Origin of the sequence: Bradyrhizobium sp. Rc3b, from assembly GCF_900114915.1 — a bacterium.
Lineage (GTDB): Bacteria > Pseudomonadota > Alphaproteobacteria > Rhizobiales > Xanthobacteraceae > Bradyrhizobium.
In genome coordinates this window covers 82,939-103,652 of the sequence record NZ_FOUS01000003.1, presented here as the reverse complement: position 1 = coordinate 103,652, position 20,714 = coordinate 82,939, and the positions used below count along the sequence as shown (strand labels likewise).

The 20,714-nt window shown below is 60.9% G+C and carries 21 protein-coding genes; 17 read left to right on the top strand and 4 right to left on the bottom strand.

Going from position 1 to position 20,714, the window contains the following annotated elements; all coding sequences use genetic code 11:
• Position 1 precedes the first annotated feature (1 nt).
• The 12 genes from cpaB (at position 2) to BM190_RS07265 (ending at position 11,463) form a co-directional block, all read left to right on the top strand.
• The gene (cpaB, locus tag BM190_RS07320; protein ID WP_092253241.1) at positions 2 to 967 is read left to right on the top strand and encodes a Flp pilus assembly protein CpaB; all 966 of its coding nucleotides are present in this window, start codon (positions 2 to 4) and stop codon (positions 965 to 967) included.
• Entirely contained in the window at positions 967 to 2,172 is a 1,206-nt protein-coding gene (locus tag BM190_RS07315; protein ID WP_092253239.1) for a CpaE/TadZ family protein, read from the top strand. Before cpaB ends, BM190_RS07315 begins: the two co-directional genes overlap by 1 nt.
• A complete protein-coding gene (locus BM190_RS07310) occupies positions 2,169 to 3,593 on the top strand; it encodes a TadA family conjugal transfer-associated ATPase (RefSeq protein WP_092253237.1) in 1,425 nt (474 codons plus the stop codon). The genes BM190_RS07315 and BM190_RS07310 overlap by 4 nt, the downstream gene beginning before the upstream one ends.
• A complete protein-coding gene (locus BM190_RS07305) occupies positions 3,590 to 4,522 on the top strand; it encodes a type II secretion system F family protein (RefSeq protein ID WP_177236953.1) in 933 nt (310 codons plus the stop codon). The genes BM190_RS07310 and BM190_RS07305 overlap by 4 nt, the downstream gene beginning before the upstream one ends.
• Positions 4,519 to 5,427: a type II secretion system F family protein gene (locus BM190_RS07300; RefSeq protein ID WP_018318132.1), complete on the top strand. Its 909-nt coding sequence runs from the start codon at positions 4,519 to 4,521 to the stop codon at positions 5,425 to 5,427. Before BM190_RS07305 ends, BM190_RS07300 begins: the two co-directional genes overlap by 4 nt.
• Before the next feature lie 2 nt (positions 5,428 to 5,429).
• Positions 5,430 to 6,077: a methyltransferase family protein gene (locus BM190_RS07295; protein WP_018318131.1), complete on the top strand. Its 648-nt coding sequence runs from the start codon at positions 5,430 to 5,432 to the stop codon at positions 6,075 to 6,077.
• A gap of 50 nt (positions 6,078 to 6,127) precedes the next feature.
• Positions 6,128 to 6,559 carry a hypothetical protein gene (locus tag BM190_RS07290; RefSeq protein WP_049814884.1) on the top strand — a complete coding sequence of 144 codons (432 nt, stop codon included), beginning with the start codon at positions 6,128 to 6,130 and terminating at the stop codon, positions 6,557 to 6,559.
• 8 nt (positions 6,560 to 6,567) lie between these two features.
• A complete protein-coding gene (locus tag BM190_RS07285) occupies positions 6,568 to 7,905 on the top strand; it encodes a pilus assembly protein TadG-related protein (RefSeq protein WP_092253233.1) in 1,338 nt (445 codons plus the stop codon).
• Entirely contained in the window at positions 7,902 to 8,321 is a 420-nt protein-coding gene (locus BM190_RS07280) for a TadE family protein (RefSeq protein WP_018318128.1), read from the top strand. The genes BM190_RS07285 and BM190_RS07280 overlap by 4 nt, the downstream gene beginning before the upstream one ends.
• Before the next feature lie 433 nt (positions 8,322 to 8,754).
• Positions 8,755 to 10,434, top strand: a complete 1,680-nt coding sequence (locus BM190_RS07275) for a type II and III secretion system protein family protein (protein ID WP_092253231.1) — start codon at positions 8,755 to 8,757, stop codon at positions 10,432 to 10,434.
• Between the two features lie 12 nt (positions 10,435 to 10,446).
• A complete protein-coding gene (locus tag BM190_RS07270) occupies positions 10,447 to 10,845 on the top strand; it encodes a hypothetical protein (protein WP_092253229.1) in 399 nt (132 codons plus the stop codon).
• Positions 10,846 to 10,926: 81 nt separating this feature from the next.
• Entirely contained in the window at positions 10,927 to 11,463 is a 537-nt protein-coding gene (locus tag BM190_RS07265) for a tetratricopeptide repeat protein (RefSeq protein ID WP_177236952.1), read from the top strand.
• A 37-nt stretch (positions 11,464 to 11,500) separates the two neighbouring features.
• On the opposite strand, the gene BM190_RS07260 is transcribed toward BM190_RS07265, so the two are convergent.
• Positions 11,501 to 12,271 (bottom strand): hypothetical protein, encoded by a 771-nt coding sequence (locus tag BM190_RS07260; protein ID WP_177236951.1) that lies wholly within the window; start codon positions 12,269 to 12,271, stop codon positions 11,501 to 11,503.
• 482 nt (positions 12,272 to 12,753) lie between these two features.
• On the opposite strand from BM190_RS07260, the gene BM190_RS07255 reads away from it, so the two are divergent.
• From BM190_RS07255 to BM190_RS07240, 4 genes are all read left to right on the top strand, one after another.
• The gene (locus tag BM190_RS07255) at positions 12,754 to 13,404 is read left to right on the top strand and encodes a response regulator (protein WP_092253227.1); all 651 of its coding nucleotides are present in this window, start codon (positions 12,754 to 12,756) and stop codon (positions 13,402 to 13,404) included.
• A gap of 57 nt (positions 13,405 to 13,461) precedes the next feature.
• On the top strand, positions 13,462 to 15,231 hold the full coding sequence (locus tag BM190_RS07250; RefSeq protein WP_177236950.1) for a hybrid sensor histidine kinase/response regulator: 1,770 nt from the start codon (positions 13,462 to 13,464) through the stop codon (positions 15,229 to 15,231).
• A 256-nt stretch (positions 15,232 to 15,487) separates the two neighbouring features.
• On the top strand, positions 15,488 to 15,889 hold the full coding sequence (locus BM190_RS07245; protein ID WP_092253223.1) for a hypothetical protein: 402 nt from the start codon (positions 15,488 to 15,490) through the stop codon (positions 15,887 to 15,889).
• 90 nt (positions 15,890 to 15,979) lie between these two features.
• A complete protein-coding gene (locus tag BM190_RS07240) occupies positions 15,980 to 16,711 on the top strand; it encodes a sulfite exporter TauE/SafE family protein (protein WP_092253221.1) in 732 nt (243 codons plus the stop codon).
• 215 nt (positions 16,712 to 16,926) lie between these two features.
• Here BM190_RS07240 and BM190_RS07235 read toward each other — a convergent pair whose 3' ends face one another.
• From BM190_RS07235 to BM190_RS07225, 3 genes are all read right to left on the bottom strand, one after another.
• Positions 16,927 to 17,379, bottom strand: coding sequence for a VOC family protein (locus tag BM190_RS07235; RefSeq protein WP_092253218.1), 453 nt, complete (start codon positions 17,377 to 17,379; stop codon positions 16,927 to 16,929).
• Positions 17,380 to 17,411: 32 nt separating this feature from the next.
• A complete protein-coding gene (locus tag BM190_RS07230; protein ID WP_092253216.1) occupies positions 17,412 to 17,621 on the bottom strand; it encodes a hypothetical protein in 210 nt (69 codons plus the stop codon).
• 262 nt (positions 17,622 to 17,883) lie between these two features.
• Positions 17,884 to 18,813, bottom strand: coding sequence for a LysR substrate-binding domain-containing protein (locus BM190_RS07225; protein WP_092253214.1), 930 nt, complete (start codon positions 18,811 to 18,813; stop codon positions 17,884 to 17,886).
• A gap of 149 nt (positions 18,814 to 18,962) precedes the next feature.
• Between BM190_RS07225 and BM190_RS07220 the strand changes: the two genes are divergently transcribed.
• Entirely contained in the window at positions 18,963 to 20,714 is a 1,752-nt protein-coding gene (locus BM190_RS07220; protein WP_244550613.1) for an acyl-CoA dehydrogenase family protein, read from the top strand.

Here is a 20,714-nt window from a genome sequence, read left to right as displayed (position 1 = left end):
AATGTCATCCGCGCTGCGTCTGTCGATCATCGTGGTGCTTTTGCTTGCAACCACAGCGTTCGGATTGATCGCCTATAGCATGAATCTGCCGAAGGCGCAGACTCCGGTCCCAGTACAGGTGACAGCGGCGCCCCTCGCGCCGGCGGCGCCAGCGACCGCCGGGTACTTTGTCGCGGCACGACCATTGCCGAGGGGGACGTTGGCCCGCGAAGAGGATTTCGCCGTCCGCTCGGTGCCACCGGAGCGCGTTCCCCAAGGGGCTATCCTTGAAAACCCCGAGTCCAAGGCCGGACTTCCCGGTTCACTCATCCGCAACTTCGTCGAAGCGGGCAGTCCCGTTACGTTGCAGGACATCCTGCGTCCGCGGGATCGAGGTTTCCTCGCCAGTGTCCTGGCGCCAGACAGCCGTGCCATCAGCATCAAGGTTGACGAGGAGGCCGGTGTCTCGGGCCTCATCAGGCCAGGCGATCACGTCGACGTCGTGTTGACCCAGGTCTTCGAGAAAGTCGATACCGCGCGCCGCGCCCTCAGCGAAACCGTTCTGCGTAATGTTCGAGTCATCGCGATTGATCAGGAGATCGTGCAGGGCGCGCGACCCATCAGCGGGATGGCAGGTAAGCAAACCCAGACCGTGTCACTGGAGCTTACGCAGGTGCAGGTCAAGAAAGTCACTGTCGCAAAGCAGCTCGGGACGCTTTCCTTGGCCGTGCGCGCAGCAGTCGATCAGTGGGACAAGGCAGACACCGGCGCGATGTCGAGCTGTGATGTGTCGCCTGAACTTGCCCGCCAGTATGCAATTTCCGCACAGAGAACGGCAGTGGTCGTTCATTCAGGCGGCGAGGTCAAGCAATACACGGTCAGGAAGCAAGAGGAAGACGCTCTCGTCAGCTGCGACGGTGCATCGGAAGCTGTACGCCCGACTGCGACGGCGGCGGGTTACGATAACAGGTTGTCGGAGAAACGGTGATGAACATTGCCATAGCCACCCCGCCTGAAGAATCGACGTCGATCGTTACGCGTAACCGCATCATCGGCTTCGTAAATGACGAACTCAGCGCCGCGGCGTTGCGCAAGGGGCTCGAGGGCGCCAATCTATCGATCAGGCGCGGCACGATCCGCAATGCCATACGGATGCTCGAAACCGACACGGATCTGTTCGCGCTGGTGGTAGACATCAGTGGCATCGATGATCCCTTTACTGAACTGGAAAGACTGGCCGGCGTCTGTCCGCCCGATGTCCGCGTAGCCGTGATTGGCGACAACCGGGAGATCACCTTCTACCGTGAGCTCCTGGAGCTCGGCTTGACCGAGTATCTGCCGCGGCCGCTCACGCGCGATCTGGTGCTGGACAAGCTGCGCCCCAAGCTTCTCGGCGACGTCGCAGCCAACCAGATCGATCGTGGCGGGCACGTGGTCTCGATCTGCGGGGCGCAGGGCGGCGCCGGCGCCACGAGCATCGCGATCAATCTGGCGCTGCAGCTTGCCGAGACAACCAAGGCGAAGGTGGCCCTGCTTGATCTTCATCTGCAGGGCGGCGAAGCCGCCGTGATGCTGGGTGTTCGTCCCGGGCCGGGGCTGCGTATCGCTCTGGAAAATCCGACGCGGGCGGACACACTCTTCCTCGAGCGCGCGGCAATCGAAGTCAACGAAAGGGTTTGCCTGGTCTCGGCCGACGAGGACCTCGATGCGCAGCTCGAAATTACGGAAGCTGGCATACGACACGTGCTGGGTCTGCTGCGTCAACGGTTCAACTACATTGTCGTCGATGTACCCGTCCCGTTTCCGCCGTCGATTTATCCCGTGATTGCGCTTTCCCGTCATGTGATGGTGCTGCTCGAATCCGAGGTGACCGGACTTCGCAATGCCCATGCGCTACGCACCGCCGTGATCAACATCGCGGGCAAGGACCGGGTCTTTACCTTGCTCAACCGGGCCGGTCGTCCCGGGGGCCTTCCGAGGGCGGCGGTTGTCAAGGCCTTGGGTGCAGAGCCCGATATCGTCGTTCCCGATCTCGGCAAGGGCATGACCGAGGCGCTCAATCTCGGAATTCCAGCTCTGAAACACGTCAGAAAATTGCGGCGTCACCTGGCACCGATCGTGCGGGAGATCAGCGGTGTCGCTGCCGAGCGGGTTAGCTGGTGGAGGAGGGTGCTCACAGCACATCTGCGATGAAGAAGTTTGGTAGGCGCGAAGACGACGCACCAGCTCACGTATCTGCATTGGCGGCAGGTCTCCCTGCATCTGCGATAGGCTTGCCTTTGCCGTCGCCCAGCGCGGCTGCATCCGCACCGAGCGTGCCGTCACCTGCGCCAAGGCGCGACGAACCAGCGATCCACCAACCCGTCATCCCGCCTTCGCTGCGTGAGCGGGTGATTGAGCAGATCGAGCCATCGGTGGCCGCAACCGTCTCGCGGGAAGTTCTCCGGCGGCAGATTGAAGAGATCATCCATCACATTGCCAACCAGGAACGGCTGGAGCTGTCGGGCCGCGAGCAGCTGCAGCTCGCGGACGAAATTGCCGACGACATGACAGGTTACGGGCCGCTCCGTCCGCTACTGCTGGACCAATCGATCAGCGATATCATGGTGAACGGTCCAAGCAATATCTACGTGGAGCGAAGCGGCAGGCTGGAACGAGTCGCGGTGCGCTTCCGCGACAATGACCACATCGCCTCCGTCGCTCAGAAGATTGCCGCGCAGGTTGGTCGGCGCGTCGACGAATCCAGTCCGATGGTGGATTGTCGCCTGCTGGACGGCAGCCGGGTCAACATCATCCTCCCGCCGCTGGCGATCCATAGTCCGTGCATTTCCATCCGAAAATTTCCAAGCCGCCGGTTGGACATCGCCGGATTGATTGAGAACGGCTCGATGACCGCGGCCATCGGTCAATTGCTGGAGATCGCCGCCCGCTCGCGGCTCAATGTTCTGGTATCCGGCGGTACCGGATCCGGTAAGACGACGCTCCTGAACGCGATGAGTCAGTTCATCGATCTCACCGAACGTATTGTCACGATCGAGGACGCGGCGGAGTTGCAGCTTCAGCAGCCGCACGTGATCAGCCTGGAGACCCGGCCTCCCAGCCTCGAGGGCACGGGTCAGGTGACACAACGCGATCTGCTGGTGAATGCCCTGCGCATGCGTCCCGACCGGATCGTCGTTGGCGAGGTGCGCAGTGCCGAAGCATTCGACATGCTGCAGGCGATGAACACCGGCCATGATGGTTCGATCTCCACGGTACACGCGAATAGTACCCGGGATGCCCTGACCCGCATCGAAAACATGGTGCAGATGGGACAGGTCAATCTTCCGTCGCGCGCCATTCGAAGTCAGATCGTCGCTGCGCTGGATCTCATTGTGCAGGTCGAACGCATGCGGGACGGACAGCGCCGCATCGTTCAGATCAGCGAGGTGATCGGCCTTGAAGGGGAGGTGATCACCACCAATGACATCGCAGCCTTCGAGTATCAGGAGGAGGATGTGAACGGGCGGATATCGGGCAGCTATAAGTCCAACCTTGCAACTCCGAAGTTCAAGAGCCGTCTCGTCTATTTCGGGCTAGATGGTGCTTGGGCCGAGGCCATGAGGCAAATATGACGCTGGAGTCCGTGATCGTCACTGTTCTGGCGCTCGCGATGTGCGCAGCGGCCGTTTCGTTGTGGCTCGACGCTCGGGAAAGACGCATCAATCGCCGGTTGGCGGTTGCTCTGCCAACGTCGCATCCGGCTAACCTGCCATCCATTCGCCGCTTGGAGAGCGGGTCCCAGGATCAGTTTCTCAATCGGTTGTCCAACTACAATCCCGATATACCTTACACGTTGCATCCGGCCTATGTGCTGCTTGCCGGTGCATTCGGAGCAGCAGCGATCCCTTATGCGAACAGCCAGCTGGGATATTCCATTGTCTACGTGTCCATTGTAGCCGCAATCGCGGCCCTCATTGTGATACGAGGCCTGTTCGGATGGCAGCAGCGTCGCTTCGCTCTTCAGCTTTTTCGACAGCTGCCTGATGCGATCCAGTTGGTGACAAGTACCGTGCGTTCGGGTCTGCCTGTGCACGAGGCATTTCGTGCCCTCGCGCGCGATATGCCGCAGCCAACGGCCGGGCAGTTTGCCATCGTATGCAGCGAAGTGAATTTGGGAAGACCCCCCGAGGAAGCTATCCAAGCTGTCTATCGGCGAACGCAGGTGGCGGAGTATGCGATCTTTGCGGTGACACTTGCCGTGCAGTTGAAGTCCGGTGGCAGCCTGGCCGAGACCTTGCAGAACCTGGGAGACACTGTCAGGCAACGTGTTGCGCTGGCCGCTCGCGCCAAGGCGCTGGCAGGAGAGGTGATCTTTTCCTCACGAGCGCTGACAGTCTCCCCCTTGATTGCAGGTGGGGTCCTGTACGCAGCCAATCCGCAAACGGTTGATCTGTTGTTCACCGATCCGGTTGGAAACAAGCTGCTGGCTTACGCAGTCCTTTCGGTGCTTGTCGGAGCCCTGGTGATAGGCTGGATGGTCAGAAGGGAAACAGAACTATGACCTCTGGTCTCAGTCTGGTGGCCCTCGCAGTCGTGGCTGCAACCGCGTCCTGCATGTTGATTATCCGCGAAATACACATTCGTACATTGGACGCCCGGGTATCAAACGCCGTGATGGGCGTTGCCGGCCGGTCTGCACCCTTCCAGGATTTGACCGGTTGGTTTTCGTCACTCGGCATGCGGTATCGTCGCTTCTACGCTGAGGAAAATCTGGATCAGCTACGAACCATCCTTCAATCGTCAGGTTTCAATCATCATCGAGCCTTGCCGACCTGGATCGGTGTCAAAGCCGTCAGCATGGCGCTATCCCCGATCATCGCCGGGTGTGTCGCTCAGCTTTTCGGGAAGGCACTGCTGGATGTGATGGTCTTCACCCTTATCGGCTTGGCGATCGGGATTCTAGCGCCGCGATTGATACTGGCGGTACTGAAGCGGCGGTTTGATGCCGCCATTCGACTGGGCACGCCGGACATGATCGATTTGCTGGTTGTGTGCAGCGAAGCGGGAATGGGCCTGGAAAGCGGGCTGGCACGCGTCGCGCAAGAAATGCAAGAGACCAATCCCGCTATAGCCCGGGTCATGAGCGGCCTTCTTGATGATCTCCGGATCCTGCCAAGCCGCAGCGACGCATTCGAGAAACTGGGATCTACATCGGATGGGCTTCGCCGATTCGGAATCATGGTCGGCCAAAGCCTGCAATACGGAACGCCGGTGGGGCAGGCTCTGCGGAGTATCGCCGTCGACCTCCGGCGCGAACGTATTACCAAGCTTGAAGAAAGAGCACACAAGTTGGGCGCCAAGCTGACCATTCCGATGGTGTTGTTCCTGCTTCCAGCCATGTTCGTCATTTTGGGTGGAAGTCCCATTCTGCACCTCGTGCGTTCGTTCGCCAGCTTCGGCAAGTAGCCATGAGCACGATCGCCCTTCCGAAAACGTCCTCTTACGACCGGACAATGCAGCTGTTCGGCGGCATGTGGTTCATGTTGCTGGCGCTTGGCGTGGCGATCAAGATCGGATCATCGGCTCATGATCCTTGGCCGTCGCTCCTGTCGAGTGTTTGCCTCGCTGTCTTTTACGTGCTCCTGGCGCTTTTGGTCATCACGCGGCCGCCGGCGAAGGCGCAAGCGAACGGCCGTCTCCCAAGGATAGCGGCGTTCGTCGGCACCTATATGCCCTGGACGATCGCCTTCTTCGGCGAAACCGACAAGGCGTTGCCAAACCTGGCGTCCACCGTGTGCGTGTTGATCGGCATGATCATGATGTTGGTCACCATCCGACATCTTGGCAGGTCGTTCAGTCTGGTGCCACAGGCGCGCAACGTGGTGCAAACGGGTCCGTATCGATGGATCAAGCACCCGCTCTACCTTGCGGAAGAAATCGCCGTGTTGGGTGTGGTGCTGAGAAGCCCGACGCCGCTGACAGCGGTCCTGCTCGTCTTGCATATCGGCGTTCAGGTTTGCCGGATTTATTACGAAGAGGACCTGCTACGTCGCAACTGCCCGGAATATTCTGGTTACGAAGCATCGCGCTGGAGAGTGATCCCTTACGTTTGGTGAGTTCTGTTCCGGTCGACGACCGGAAGGTGAGTATCGGTCGAGGTCAACTCATGAGCCACAAGAGGTCGTTCGTCGTGGATCAGCGCGGCGCCGTCGCATTTGAGACATTGATCGTCTACCCGGTTTTGGTGGCGTTCCTGCTCATGCCGCTCGCCGACCTGGCTGCTGCGGGCTTCCAGTTTATCTCCGCATGGAGCGCATTGCGCTCCTTCGGGCAGTATGTGCAGTACGCTAATCCGCTCGCCCCTGACGGCACGGTGAGCTGGAAGACAGGGCTACAGACGACAGTCGCTGGTCATGCGATCAGCAACCTTCAGGTTTTGTGCGGAGACGCAGGAGCCACCTGTTCGCCAGGCAATCTGGCTTCTCCCAAGTACATTACATTTTCGACAACCATCACTTTGGCTCCAATTGTGTGGAGAGGGGTGCTGTGTCCCACCACGTGTACCTACACGCTGCCTTACTCAGAACGCTTCCAGTAGGTGCTTCCATGCGTAGTCTGCTCCGTTCCCAACGAGGCTCCGTCGCATTCGCAACGGTCATCGCTCTCGTGCCGCTCATCGGAGTAGTCGCACTCGGGGCTGAGGCCGGATCGTGGTACGTCACCCGTCAGCATGCGCAGAACGCCGCCGACTCGGCCGCCTATTCGGGCGCATTGCGGCTTTCATGTATCATGGTGGGTGCGGCCTGCGACACGTACTCAGTGGATTATCGCGGCAAGGAATTCGCGGCACAGAATGGGTTTTGCAACTCAAGTCCCAACGACGCTACCGGCTATCCGGGCAGAACTTGTCCGACAAGCCTACCGACCAGAATCTCGCGGGCCGTGCAGATCGATATCGGCGATTACAATGGGACCACGTTCACAACGCCACCTGCAGGCACCGGCAACGCCGTTCGCGCTAGAGTCAGCCAGCAACAACCGGCGTACTTGGCGGCAGTGCTGGGTTTGACCACCGTCGACATCCCCGCCCAAGCCATTGCAGTGGTTCAGCAGCCGACCAAGGCCTGCGTCCTGGCGCTTGGACCTGACTCAGGCGCACTCAAGCTTGCTGGTAACCTCAGCAACAACGGAACTGGCTGCGCTCTGATGTCGGATACCAGTGTTCAACTTGCCAGCACTCCAACGTTCACCGGCTCGGGATGGGCAGTTTATGGTGTAAATGGCTGCACCCCCTCAAGCAGCTGCAGCAATGTTGGCGTACCGTACAACTATTTCATGACGTACGCTAACAATCCGCTCAGCAAACTGGACACCGCATCGTTCAACAGCAGAACGGGCAATACAAATATGCCATGCACCCTTCAGGCGGATGGCTGGAAGCATTGCGCGCCGAATAGCGCGGGGACTGGAGCTTACGGCAGTTTCACGGTGCAGAACGGCGACAAGTACGTTTTGGACCCGGGAACATATGTCTTCTACAAGGCAAACATAAAGGTCACCGGCGGACAACTGAAAGGCGCGGGCGTAACCCTCGTCTTGCTCGGAGACTCGCAGCTTACCATCAACGGCGGTACGGTTGATCTCTCCGCACCTGCCACTAACACGTTCTCCTCTGATCTAAATGGCGTCCTGATTGATGATCAGGCTCCGAGCAAGACCAGCAACAAGGTCACCATAAACGGTGGCGGTCTGGTGAGCCTGGGCGGGGCTATCTACTTCCCCAACGTCGACGTTAGCTGGGCCGGTACGACTGCCAGTACGAACACGACCTGTTCGCAAGTGATCGCCAAAACGCTCGACATGAGCGGTGGCGGCTACCTCAGCACGGAAGGCTGTGCGCCGGCCACCATCGTATACACCCAGGTTGTCGCTTTGGTGCAATGATGAGAAAGCTCGACAATCGCGGTATGGCGCCGTTTGAATTTATCATGGTGTCCGTGGCGCTTTTCACATTGATGTTCGCCATCTTCGATCTTGGGCGCTATGCCATCACGATGCAATCCTTGCGGACGCTCGCGAGTGCTGGCGCCCGTGCGGTCATGATCAGCTGCTATACGCCTGCGTTGCTTCAAAGCCCGCCGCAGTCGCCGGCCGGCTGCACCGGGGATCCCCTGTCCACCGCTGCCAAGCAGAACGCGGCCCCCTTCCTGTTTTTCGGTGGTCTGACGCCAACGCTGACCGTGGGGGCCAACAGCAACAGCTTGAGCGTTACAGCTTCCCAGGCAAACTTCACGATGCTGATGCCCATATGGGGCGCAGCGCTCAATGCGCCGAGCGCCTCCAACCAAATTCCCTTCTAGCACAAATATGGCAGTACGACTGACATGTTTCGCTCGACAGCTTTTCGTGGACGCGGCGTGCGGACCAAACGCGCGGGGGCGGAATTACTCGGCCAGGCGAATCGCCAAGCTGCCACCGACTGTCCTTCGATCGCAAAGCCACGACGAGAGCGCGCGCCAAGAGCGGTTGTGCTGCGGGATAGTTCCCCACAACCAGTGAGAATGATGCGCGCTGGCAACATCGAAGGGTTTTCTTTCTGCTTGCGGCGGTGCGGTAAGTATCTCGTCTTGCAAGCTGCCTGCATGAGGGAGGATGATCTTGGAAACACGAAGTAACGAATTGTAGTGGGACAGATTGTAAGCTCTGCGACGTGGTGCGCAGAGGGGAAATGTTGAGGACGTCGGGCACGTAGATTTGCGGGGATCTCCGTGGATCGCAGTGGGGGGACTGGGGATGAGTGGCGATCGCGTATCGGGTAACAGGGCCGGGAGGCTTCTCGCCTTCGGCGTGATGGGTCTGGGCGCGGCACTCGCCTCCTCTGGGTTCGCCGACCGCGCGGCGGCTGCAGACCGGCGGGGCTCCTCCGGTGGCGTCATCGTCAGCGAGATGAATGACGTCCAGCGGGTCAAGCTCGTCGTCAACAAGTCACGTACCTTCAAGGTCGACACGGCCTTTGCGACGATCGTGGCGGGTTCGTCTGACATCGTCGACGTGAAGTCGCTGAGCGATCATCTCATCTACGTGCAGGGCAAGCAGACCGGCACCACCAATGTCATCCTGTTCGACAGCTCGATGAAGCAGATCGGGATCCTCGACGTCGAGGTCGTGATCGATACCGGCAATCTACAGCAGAACATCCGGACCAGCACCGGCGGGCAGGGTATCCGCGTGTCGGCTTCCGAGGGCCAGGTGGTGCTCAGCGGGGTCGCCGCCGACGCAGTTACGGCCGAGCGGGCCATGGCGATCGCCACAAGCACGGTCGCGAAAGGGGGCGTCGTCGTTAACGCGATGAGCGTCGCGGCGCCGCAACAGGTGATGCTCGAGGTGCGCTTTCTAGAGGTGAGCCGGGAGGCTGGACGCAACCTGGGCGTCAATCTGTACGCGGCGAATGCCAATGGTACCAACGTCGGCAATACCGGTCTTGGTTCAACCACGGCCGTCGGGCGGGCACCCATCGGTGGCGTCAATAGTCTCACTAGGGTACCCACCACCGGCGGCACCAGTAACCTTAGCGCCAGCAGCACTCCTGTTGGCGCCAATCCTGCTGGCAGCCTTCCGATACTCGGAACACTCGGGACGCTCGCCGGTACTGCGGGAGGCATTGCGCCGGCGCCGTTCGGAAGCTTGTTGACCAGCATTATCAGGACCAGCAGCGGGGGCTCGGTGGACCTGTTGATCTCGGCGCTGGAAACCAAAGGATTGGCACGCCGGCTGGCGGAGCCAAATCTGACCACGCTGTCCGGCGATGCCGCCCGCTTTCTCGCCGGCGGCGAGTTTCCAGTGCCGATACCGACCCAGACGCAGAACGGCTTTCCCACCATCACAATTGACTACAAGAAGTTCGGTGTTGAGCTCGCCTTCGTCCCCACTGTGCTCTCGCGCGGTGTGATCAATCTTCGCGTCGAGCCGTCGGTCAGCGAACTTGATTTCGCCAACGCTGTGACGATCCAGGGGACGACCGTTCCTGCGCTGACCCGCCGCGACGCGCGAACCACGGTTGAGTTGCGCGATGGCCAGAGCTTTGCCATCGCCGGCCTGTTGCAGACCCGCAATCGCCAGGACGTCTCGCAGTTGCCTTGGATCGGCTCGGTGCCGGTGATTGGAAGCCTGTTCAGCAGCAAATCGTATCAGCAGGAAGAAACCGATCTGGTGATCATCGTGACGCCGCGCCTGGTCGCGCCGGCGGCACCCGGTCAGCAACTGGCGTCGCCACTCGACTCCCGCCTGCCGGCCAACGACGTCGATTTCTTCCTCAATGGTCAGATGGAAGTCCGCAAGCGGTACAATGACTACGTCAATTCGGGAGGCGAGGTGAAGGGGCCGTATGGCCACATCATCGCGCCTGAAGTCAGGACCCCCGTCGTCGTCCCGGCCGCGAGTGCCGATCAGACGGTCGTCAAAACTCTAAACTAGAGGACGCGCGAGATGACGATCAGGTATCTGGCTCTGTTTGCGCCCTTCCTCCTCGGGGGATGTTACGGCGTCGCCGGTCATGACGAGGTAGACCGCTACTTTCAGCGTTCCGACAGCATCACGATGACCGCCGGCGATGCCAAGCAGGTCAACGCCGTGACCCATACAATTCATCCATGGCCGCGATATGTCGGTGATCGCCGGATCGCATACGACGCTCGACGTGTGGGCTCGGCCGTGACGCGTTACGGCAACCAGCAACAGCCGGTGGATCAGCTTCCCGACATGGGCGATCCGACGAAACTCATGGGCCAACGGCCTCCGGTCACGCAGAATGTCAACGTAACTGGATTGGGTGCTGGAGCATCGGCGGGAGTATCGGTGCCAGTCGGCGGGGCAGCGGGCAGGTAGCGGCTTCTGGTAAATGAGTTGAGCGACGGGACAGTTGAGTGCGGTGCAGTGCGTCCGCTGGGCCGGGCGGGGGACAAAATTATGCGACGTGCCATTCTACTGCTGACCTGTTGCTGGCTGGCGCCAGGCCTTGCGGCATGTGACTATACCACGAGAGAGGCTGCCATCGTGGCTCCCGTCGAGCCACCGGGTGGGGACCCGGTGCAGGAGCCGACGGACGTCAAGTACTACCCGTCGGACGAGCCTGTGCGGCTGGGCCTGGAGCATTACAATCGCGGTAGTTACGGGCTCTCACAGCGCTATTTCAAGGACGCCGTCGAGAAATCACCCAAGGACGTCACGGCCTGGATTGGTCTCGCAGCGAGCTACGACAAGCTGCGTCGTTTCGACCTGGCCGATCAGGCCTATGCCCAAGCGATCCGGCTGGGAGGCGAAACCGTTCAGATCCTGAATGACCAGGGGTACTCGTACATGCTGCGCGGCAATCTGAGTGCGGCGCGACGGAAGTTCGAGAAGGCCTATTCGCTCGATCCAGGTAATCCGGTCATCGCCAATAACCTCGAGCTCCTCAATGGCAGCCGGCGGTTCATTGAAAGACCACCAAACAACCAGCCTTAAGTGGTCGATCGGCTGCTGCGATCGCGGCCAGTTCTCGTCAGTTTGGCCCAATCACAGCATCAGCGTGACGGCTGCCGCTCCGGATGATGACAACAACGCCATTGCGAACGGTAAATCGCGCGCCGAGCAGTTTCCGCACCTTCTCCGTGATCGGAGAGGGAAAGGGAACGGTTTCTCCCACGACGGGTTCGCCGACCTTTATCGTCTCAGTCGCGGGGCCAGCAACTGGTGCAGGCTTGATATAGTCTCGGATAAGCTGAATCTCTTCACGTGACAGGATGAGCGGAGCCTGGTCAGGTTGGGTCTCCGACGGCGGCTTGGGTGTTCCGCTGCTTGCCTTTTCACGTATCTCATTGGTGCTTGCGATCTGATCGAGCCTGGCTACGCGTAGCTTGAGCGCGATGATGTCACGTTGCAGTGTTGCGATCTCCAATTTGCGCGCGTTGACCTGCATGAAGACGATGATCGCGCAAACGCAGCTCACGATGAAGCCGACACTCAGCAGTGCGATCAGCCAACGCTCGAAGTTTCCCATCGACCCTCCGGTCGTCCGGGGGAGTTGATCGCGCTGGAGATGGCGCCGCCAGATGCGGCGTCCTCGGTCGATCCAATTGGTAGAGCCCGTTACGCCGGTCGCCGCCTGGCCCGACCCAAAATGCGCAGGCGACGAGGTGGCTTCCTCGCGGGCCGGATCGACGAACGACGTCGTGTCGACTTGCTCAAGCTCTGGATTCTCGGGAACGCGATCCGCCGTCGTCAGATGGGCGGCAGGATGGAAGGGATCCATCTGCTTATCGAGCCGGCCCATCTCCGCTCTCCATGCAGCCATCTATCAACTTCAGCAGTTCCGCCGACGCGGCTAGAATAGGGTACCCGAGGATTCGATCAATCGAAACGGAAAAGGCTCTAAGCCGCGGAGCCGCTCGAAGCGGTAGCTTCAAGAGATAGGGTGCCAACTCGATGCCAGGGTTCACCCGCGCGGATGCTCCGACCACGCAGAACTCGGCAACCACCCTCGCATAGTAAGCACAACCATAAGTAGTAGAATGCCCGCTCTCTTGAAAAGCCGGAATGCGGGCGTCGGCCGCCAGAAGAGATTCAAATCCGACGGAGAATCGCACAGGATCAACGTCCACTTGCCGCCAGCGGCGCGACACGGCTATGGGGCAGGGCCACCGAAAATTGCCTAGGTGACCACGTCCGGCAAGTGGATTGGTGGATTGCCAATCCTTGATTGAAGTTGATTGATACCCTAATACCGTTGCTGACAGGCAACACAGGTGCGGACCGGTGCGGACGATCATTGCTGACGATCACGCGATCATGCGGGAAGGTCTGAAGCAGCTCCTGTCGACCGTGGACGATCTTATTGTCAGCGGAGAGGCGGCGGACGCAGAGGCTGTTCATCGGCTTCTGAACGAAAACTCCGCCGATCTTCTCATCCTTGATCTCGGCATGCCGGGTGTGAGCGGCTTTCAATTCATAGCTCACCTGAGAACCGTTTGGCCGGGGCTGCGGGTTCTTGTCCTCACCGCCAATGTCGAGCCGCGTTCCGTTCGAGCAGCTTTTTCCGCGGGCGCGAGCGGCTATTTGACCAAGAGCGGCGATCCGTCCGAACTCGTTGCTGCGATCGATGCCATCAGAAAAGGCAACCTCTATGTTGCGGAGGAGGTTCGCTTTGCAGTGGACCACCATGACGGCCCGAACGAAATCCCGGAGCCGATCGCCGCGATCGTATCTCCGGTTGCGCTGACAAGGCGTGAGCGGCAAATCCTGGCGATGATCCCTCACGGCGCCACCAACCGCGATATCGCCAGCCGTCTCGGCATCAGCCCGCTCACCGCCCGGAAACATCGCGAAAATCTCATGCGGAAGCTTGACCTGCACAATGGCGCTGAGTTGACCGCCTACGCGGTTCGTCTCGGCCTTCCAGCGGGTTAGCGCAACGGCAACTCGCAAACGAAGCCGCCGCACCGGCCGGCGCGCGGAGAGGTCTCGATGCAAGAGGACAAGATACGCGAGGCGCTCGTTGAACTCCTGTATCGCAATTCCTATGGAGTGGTGGCTTCCAACGTCCTCATCTCCCTAGCGGCAGCGTCCGTGCTGAGGAGCGCTGTACCGGCAAGCTGGTTGATCGGATGGCTCGGCGCGGTGTATCTGCTCACCGCCATACGCGTCCTGGCGGCGCGCCGGTTCTTCAAGCGGGTTAGAGAGCCGACCTCAGTGTTGCGATGGGCTTGGCTTGCGGCTGCGTTTTCCTGCGTGTCGGGCCTGCTGTGGGGAATGCTCGGTTGGGTTGGCTTCCGTCCCGAGGAGCCCATTCTTTTTTCATTCACTGCTGTTGTCTTGACCGGTCTGATCTGCGGCACGGTTCCGTCGCTCTCGGCCTTTCCGCCTGCTTTGGTCGGCTCGATCGTCGCAACGATGCTGCCATTCACGGTACGCTCGATCACCAATGGAGGCGATATCTCCGGTGCGTATCTCGCCCTGCTCGCCGGGCTTTTGACCATCAATCTCTATTACTGCCGTACGACGTACCGCATGCTGCATGAGAGCATCAGGTTGCGTTTGGAAAATGTCGAGCTCGTTAGCCACCTCCAGGAAGAACGCGACCGCGCACAAGCCGCGGACCGCGCGAAAACGCGTTTCCTCGCGGCCGCCAGTCATGACCTGCGCCAGCCGATCCATGCCTTGAGTCTTCTGATTGCCACGCTGGCGGCGCTGGGCCACCGCGGCGTTGTCCAGCCCGGCGATGCACGCGATCTGGCAGGCAAGGCAAAATCCATCGTCGGAAATCTCAGCGCCCTTCTGAACGGACTGCTCGACATCTCCCGGCTTGATGCCGGCGTCGTCACTGTTGCGAGGGAGACGGTGAATCTGTCCCAGCTTTTCAACCAGCTCAGCAATGAATTCGCTCCCGAAGCGAAGGATCGCGGCCTGGATTGGCGTGTCGTTGAAAGCCGTCTCCAGGTGGACAGCGATCCCATGATGCTGAAACGGGTCCTGGGCAATCTGCTGTCGAACGCCTTTCGATACACGAGGTCCGGTGGCGTTCTGCTCGGTTGCCGCAGGCGCGGTGCCTCGGTGGAAATCCAGATATGGGATACCGGCCCCGGCATTCCCGCAGATCAGCAAGCGATGATCTTCGAGGAATTCGTGCAGTTGCAGAACCCGGCGAGGGATCGCACCCAAGGCCTTGGCCTTGGCCTCGCCATCGTTCGCCGCACCGCCGCACTGCTGCAACATCCGCTGAAGCTGGTTTCCGTCGTCGATCGCGGTTCGATGTTTTCCGTTACGGTTCCGCAAGCCAGTGCAGTGGCGCCTCCCTTGCCCGATCACAGCGCGCCACCTGCAGATATCACCATCAGCATCATGGTCGTGGAAGACGAGGGGGATGTTCTCGATGTCATGGTGCGGCTGCTCACGCTGCAGGGCCATCGGGTCTATGCCGGCCGGTCTGCAGCCGAGGTGCAACAGATTCATGCGGAGGCAATGGCGACCGGCGATGCGCCGGTCGATCTGATCGTCACCGACTACCGCCTCGGAGGTGGTGCTACTGGCCAGGACGCAATCGAGGCTCTTTGCGACTATATCGGCCGCTCCCTGCCTGCCATCATCGTGACCGGCGATACCTCGCCGGCGCGCATCAAGGAAGCCAGCGCCAGCGGTCATCGTATTCTCCACAAGCCGATCGCCGGCGAGCAATTGAATGAAGCGATTGTTGCCGCCTACGTAGATCGCAAGCAATCAATCAAGAGCGGCTGCTAAAAGCACGCGTAGCTTGCTACCAAAATTGGCGATCAACCGGCCACGGTTGAGGTTGTATCTCCGCGCGGACGCCCACCGCGCCACTACCTGTGGCGACAAAGGTCTTTCGGCTTTCCCTTCCAGCCGGGTACGAAATACGACATCTGCCGTATCGCTCGCGGATTGCCTCAGTGATATCCATGTGGATGTCATTGCCGCCGTCGCTGGGTACGGTGCTATTTCGCCCAGCAGCGATAATCAATTTCGAGTTTAAAGCATGACGCTCGAATATGAGAAGCAGACGATGTGTCATCAATCGCGCGATTTAGCTCCCTCAATATCTATTTTCGACAGCAAGGTGCGAAGCGTCCTCAAAGATATTCTCGTCTCCCTTCACGTATCGCGGCGCCTTGGAGCGAAACGCGTAATCGGAGAGTACCGGCATTTGCTTGCGAAGGACTGTGCTTCGTTGAATTTTCGGACGCGCACAATGCGTAATCTGGACAGGGGAGTTGCCGATAACCCCCGCGCCCGGCGAGCAGCGCCACCTCTCAAGGCGTGGACAATGGCTGTCCTGGTTGGCTTCGGCATTTTGCACGTCGTCGGAGAACGCACGCTGCATCAGGCGCCGAGTATTCGACCGATCGAGCCGGCAACGGCAGCGATCCAAGGCGACTAGATGGATTGGTTGTTTGTCGTTTGAGTGAGCTCGAACGACCCGACGCTGTCCCGCCATCCACGACGACCAGCATCTTCAGGAAGCGGTGTCATGTCCGACATAGCGGTTTATCTTGTGCTAAGCGGGGCGGTGTTTGCAGGCGCGTTCGTGTCTGGCCTTTCCGGGTTTGCGTTCTCGGCGGTCGCTGGCGCCATCCTGCTACACGTGTTTCCGCCTATCGAAGCTGTGCCGTTGATGATGGCCTGCAGCATCACCGTGCAAGCCGCCAATCTGTATGCGCTCCGCAAGAGCATGCAATGGAGAACCAGCCTGGTTTTCATCGCTGGTGGACTATTAGGCGTTCCAATTGCGATCTATCTCCTGCAGAACGTGGATACAGGTATTTTCAGATTGGGATTTGGAGCGCTCGTGTCGCTTTACGCGGCATACGCCCTGATGCGGCCGACGGCTGCCTACTTGCGTCAGATGGAGAGCCAGAGCAGGAACGCTCTGGTGGGGTTTGGCGGCGGCCTGGTCGGCGGGTTGACAGCGATGCCTGGCGCACTTCCTGCGATCTGGTGCGATATTCATGGTCTTCCGAAAACGCAGCAGCGCGGCCTGGTTCAACCCTACATCGGGGTCATGCAACTTTTTGCCCTCGCTCTCATGCTTTCGCACCACAGCCTCTCGTTCAAAGTCTTGATCGACTTTGGCATTTCTCTGCCCGCCTTAGCTGCGGGAACGGCTGCAGGTATCGTCTTGTTCGGTCGAATCAACGAAGCAGCCTTCAAACGTATCATCCTTGGCTTGCTGCTGTTTTCGGGAATTTGCCTTGTGATTTAGCAGGACCTCGTGGGAAGGCATGCGTGCTTCTGCGTGCGCGCCGATCCGGGCCGGCTGCTCATCTGCGCGAGCACGGAATTGAAGTTGTCGCCGACCTGCCGGGTGTGGGCGAAAAGACCGTCAGCCGTCACGTCCACGAAATGTCAGGGCAGTGGCTGGAGTTTCCGCAGCATGGTCGGCGACGGTATCGAGCGGAGGAGCGGTGTCCAGGGGCCTCATCCCCCGAAGCCATAGTAGTCACGCACCACGGTCTCGCGGAGCTTGCCCGGCTCGAAGATCTCGATGACGACCCCGTCGGGTGCGCCGAGCATGAAATAGCCGCCGCCTCCGCCCAGGCGGCGGATGGGATTGGGAATATGCAGGCCCGCAGCGGTCATGCGTTCGTAAAGCTCGTCGATGCCGACGACCTGCATGCCGAGATGATGGACGGCATTCTTGCCCTCGCCGCGTGGCAACTGGTCATAGAGATGCAGGGCGCCGATGCCGACCTTGATGAAGACGTTGCGGGCACCGGCAGCGTCGCCATCCCACTTCACCTCGGCATCGAACCACTTCTTGTAGAAGGCGATTGTCGCATCGACGTTGGATGCGAACAAATGCACATGCTGCAGGTGATAGCGCTGCTTGGTGCCATAGGGGTACTGCCACTCGTTCTCGGGTGTCGTCATGCTGTCCTCGGATGTTGAAGTCGGATATCGGATTAGCGCTTCACGAGCGGGCAAGTGCTCTCGGCCAGCGGAATGGTCACGTCCTGGGCCGGAATCGTGCGGAGGATCTTGTAGAGATCCCACTCTCCCTTGGAGTCCTTGGGGGCCTTGCCTCCGGCGAGGTACATGTCGCAGACGACGCGGCCGTCCTCGCGGATCGTGGCGCCATGCGTGAAGGCGCTCTCGATCCGGGTTGCGCGCATTTTGCGACGACTTGATTTGCGTCGTCCGACCGGTCGCCTCCACGGCCTGTAGATAGTGACGCACCGGCTCATAAACGCCGATCTGCGTGAAGGTCGGCCGCTGTCCCTTGCGCCCCGGGCAATCGGAGCAAGCGCGCGCGACGAGCATCCCGAATACAGCCTCATCCGGCGTTCCCCCATCATTGCTGTGGGAGGGTCTGTGTCAGAGCCGGTTCAGGCTGGCAAACGAGGTTTTCGCGGTGTCCCTTGAGTGAAACTCAACTCAATCGTTTGCACGCTTTCGCGAGGATGTCCTGGCCGCCGCCTTGTTGGCGCCCTGTTGCTTGCAGGCGTTGCAGAGCCACGTGGCAAAGGCCGCGACCGCCGGATCGTCCGCCATGCGTTGCTCATATTCGAGCACGAAGTGGCGCCGCGTCGGCCGGACCACGGGATGCGCTCTGACGAGATTGAGTTGCGCAAGGTCCGGAGCGAGCAGGCTCTCGATGGCGATGGCGGCGCCGAGCCCGGCCGCAGCGGCCTCGATCGCGAGCCCCAGATTTTCAAAGCTGCTTCCGCCGCGGATCGGCACCTTGGTGAGCTGCGCGTGGTCCAGCCAGCGGCGCCAGTCGTCGGGCCGCGGCCTGTTGTGCAGCAGCGGAACGGACGCGAAATCCAGCGCGCCATCCTTCAGCAGAGCTGGCGAGCAGACCGGCACGGTGGCGATCGGCAGCAGAGGCCGGGTGACGAGGCCGGCTCTCGGCTCTCCGTCCGAGACGGCAATGACGGCATCGTAGCGGCTGGCAAGAAGATCAACCGGGTTGGCGCTGGTGTGCAGATCGATCTCCAACTCGGGATGTGCCGCCTTGAGCCCCGGCCATATCGGCAGGAGAAAACGCGACAGGAAGAATCCGTAGACGCCGACGGATAGCCGTCTGAACTGCCGCAGGTGCAGGCCTTCAGCGGCATCCGCAATGCGATCGAGGGCCTCGCGGGTGGAATCGGCGAACGCCTTGCCGGCCGAGGTCAGGACGAGGCCGCGCGACCCCCGCAGGAACAGCGCGGTGCCCATGCGCACCTCGAGTGCGCGGACGTGCCTGCTGACTGCGCCGACCGTCACGTTCAACTCGTCGGCGGCTCGCGTGATCGACAGGTGTCGTGCGGCCGCTTCGAATGCCCGCACGGCATGGAGTGGAGGAAGTCGTCGTGAAGCCATGATGGTGCGCCCCGCGGGATGACCGGGCCTTGAGTTTCGCTCAAGGCGCCCGCCCAAGAAGTCGTTTGCGTGGAGCGCTGTCAAGTCATACCCGAACACTGGCCCGGGGTCCGCCCCGCCCAAGATACGTCCGTCCGGAGAGGAAGCTCATGACCGTTCATGCCGGTTTGGCCCGTCGCGAAGCGTCGTCCCGACGCTCGATCGCGTTAGCGCCCACCTGCCGTGGGCTGAACTACTTTGCGATCGACCGGAGCATTCGGGATCTGCTTCCCCTGTACATGGAAGCGCCGCTGCTGGCGCATCTCGGGCCGCATCTCGCCGAGCTTGGCGCGCTTGCCGGAAGTAAGCTCTACGATCTGTCCGATCAGGCCGAGCGCCATCAGCCGGTGCTGCATCCGCGCGATGGCTATGGCCGCGATGAGGAGTGGGTCGAATACCACCCGGCTTACCGGGAGATGGAGCGGATCGCATTCGGACAATTCGGTATGCACGCGATGTGCAATCGAGGTGGCGTGCTGGGCTGGCCCTCGGTGATGCCGCCGATCGCAAAATACGTGTTTCACTACCTGTTTTCGCAAGCCGAGTTCGGCCTGCTGTGCCCGGTGAATCTGACCGACAGCTCGTCCGAGCTGGTGCGACGTTTCGGCAGCGACGAGCTTCATAAGCGCTATCTGCAACGCATGTGGAGCCAGGATCCGGCCACGCTGTTCAAATGCGCGCAGTTCATGACCGAGAAGGCGGGCGGCTCCGATGTCGGTGCGGCCGAACTGACCGCCGTGCGCGATGGCGCGCATTGGAGGCTCTATGGTGAAAAATGGTTCTGCTCCAACGCCGATGCGGAGCTTGCCGTGTTGCTGGCACGGCCGGAGGGCGCAGTCGGCGGCGGGCGCGGCCTTGGCCTGTTCCTGATGCCGAAGACGCTGCCGGACGGCAGCCGCAACGCCTATCGCATCGTGAGGCTCAAGGACAAGCTCGGCAGCCGCACCCTGGCCAGCGGCGAAATCGTGTTCGATGGAGCCGTCGCCTATCAGCTCGGTGAGCTCGATCAGGGCTTGAAGCTTATGCTGGTGATGGTGAATTCCAGCCGTGTCTCGCATCTGGCGCGCGCCGCCGGCATGATGCGCCGCTGCCTCAACGAAGCGCTGCAGGCCTCCCGTCACCGCAATGCCTTCGGCCGCGCAGTGGTCGATCATCCCCTGATGCGCCGGCAGCTCGTCAAACTGATGGTGCCGACCGAGCAGGCGCTGTCCGCGCTGCTCTATTCGGCAACCGCACCGGAGAAGGTGCTGCGGCTGCTGACGCCGATCGTCAAATACCGGGCCTGCCGCGACAACGTCACGGTGGCGACCGGTGCGATGGAGGCGCGCGGCGGCAACGGCTATGTCGAGGACTGGCCGAACGCACGGCTGGTGCGCGATGCCCATCTCGGCCTGATCTGGGAGGGCACCAGCAACATCAACGCGCTCGATGCCGTGCAGCGCGCCGTTGGAAAGATCGGCGCGCACGCCGCCCTGCGCGACGATCTCCTCACCCGGCTCGCGGATACACAGGGCATTCCCGGACAGTTTCGCACGCGGCTCGATGGCGCGGTCAATGGTGCGCTGCGCTTTGCGGAAGAGGTCGCGTCCCGCAAGGAGAATGAGCGCTTCTGCCGGGCCGCGGCGGGCAAGCTCTATCACGCTGTCACCGCCGCGCTGTTCATTCAGGAGGGATTGCGCCTGGGTCTATCCGGCGGCGACGCCCGCCGCCTGCTGCTCGCGCGCTTCGTGCTGGAGCACCGGGTGCAAGAGCCGAACACGTTGAACTTGGAGAGCCAGCGCTGGGAGGACGAGGCCATCGACCTGCTGCTGGATGAGGCGCCAGTGCCGTTGTCGCGCGCGGCCGCGCTGCTGGTGAGGTAA

What these genes read in the sequence shown, in the direction of transcription:
- cpaB (WP_092253241.1), top strand. Translation starts at nt 2, where the DNA reads ATGTCATCCGCGCTGCGTCTGTCGATCATCGTGGTGCTTTTGCTTGCA.
- BM190_RS07315 (WP_092253239.1), top strand. Translation starts at nt 967, where the DNA reads ATGAACATTGCCATAGCCACCCCGCCTGAAGAATCGACGTCGATCGTT.
- BM190_RS07310 (WP_092253237.1), top strand. Translation starts at nt 2,169, where the DNA reads ATGAAGAAGTTTGGTAGGCGCGAAGACGACGCACCAGCTCACGTATCT.
- BM190_RS07305 (WP_177236953.1), top strand. Translation starts at nt 3,590, where the DNA reads ATGACGCTGGAGTCCGTGATCGTCACTGTTCTGGCGCTCGCGATGTGC.
- BM190_RS07300 (WP_018318132.1), top strand. Translation starts at nt 4,519, where the DNA reads ATGACCTCTGGTCTCAGTCTGGTGGCCCTCGCAGTCGTGGCTGCAACC.
- BM190_RS07295 (WP_018318131.1), top strand. Translation starts at nt 5,430, where the DNA reads ATGAGCACGATCGCCCTTCCGAAAACGTCCTCTTACGACCGGACAATG.
- BM190_RS07290 (WP_049814884.1), top strand. Translation starts at nt 6,128, where the DNA reads ATGAGCCACAAGAGGTCGTTCGTCGTGGATCAGCGCGGCGCCGTCGCA.
- BM190_RS07285 (WP_092253233.1), top strand. Translation starts at nt 6,568, where the DNA reads ATGCGTAGTCTGCTCCGTTCCCAACGAGGCTCCGTCGCATTCGCAACG.
- BM190_RS07280 (WP_018318128.1), top strand. Translation starts at nt 7,902, where the DNA reads ATGATGAGAAAGCTCGACAATCGCGGTATGGCGCCGTTTGAATTTATC.
- BM190_RS07275 (WP_092253231.1), top strand. Translation starts at nt 8,755, where the DNA reads ATGAGTGGCGATCGCGTATCGGGTAACAGGGCCGGGAGGCTTCTCGCC.
- BM190_RS07270 (WP_092253229.1), top strand. Translation starts at nt 10,447, where the DNA reads ATGACGATCAGGTATCTGGCTCTGTTTGCGCCCTTCCTCCTCGGGGGA.
- BM190_RS07265 (WP_177236952.1), top strand. Translation starts at nt 10,927, where the DNA reads ATGCGACGTGCCATTCTACTGCTGACCTGTTGCTGGCTGGCGCCAGGC.
- BM190_RS07260 (WP_177236951.1), bottom strand. Translation starts at nt 12,271, where the DNA reads ATGGGCCGGCTCGATAAGCAGATGGATCCCTTCCATCCTGCCGCCCAT.
- BM190_RS07250 (WP_177236950.1), top strand. Translation starts at nt 13,462, where the DNA reads ATGCAAGAGGACAAGATACGCGAGGCGCTCGTTGAACTCCTGTATCGC.
- BM190_RS07245 (WP_092253223.1), top strand. Translation starts at nt 15,488, where the DNA reads ATGACGCTCGAATATGAGAAGCAGACGATGTGTCATCAATCGCGCGAT.
- BM190_RS07240 (WP_092253221.1), top strand. Translation starts at nt 15,980, where the DNA reads ATGTCCGACATAGCGGTTTATCTTGTGCTAAGCGGGGCGGTGTTTGCA.
- BM190_RS07235 (WP_092253218.1), bottom strand. Translation starts at nt 17,379, where the DNA reads ATGACGACACCCGAGAACGAGTGGCAGTACCCCTATGGCACCAAGCAG.
- BM190_RS07230 (WP_092253216.1), bottom strand. Translation starts at nt 17,621, where the DNA reads ATGCGCGCAACCCGGATCGAGAGCGCCTTCACGCATGGCGCCACGATC.
- BM190_RS07225 (WP_092253214.1), bottom strand. Translation starts at nt 18,813, where the DNA reads ATGGCTTCACGACGACTTCCTCCACTCCATGCCGTGCGGGCATTCGAA.
- BM190_RS07220 (WP_244550613.1), top strand. Translation starts at nt 18,963, where the DNA reads ATGACCGTTCATGCCGGTTTGGCCCGTCGCGAAGCGTCGTCCCGACGC.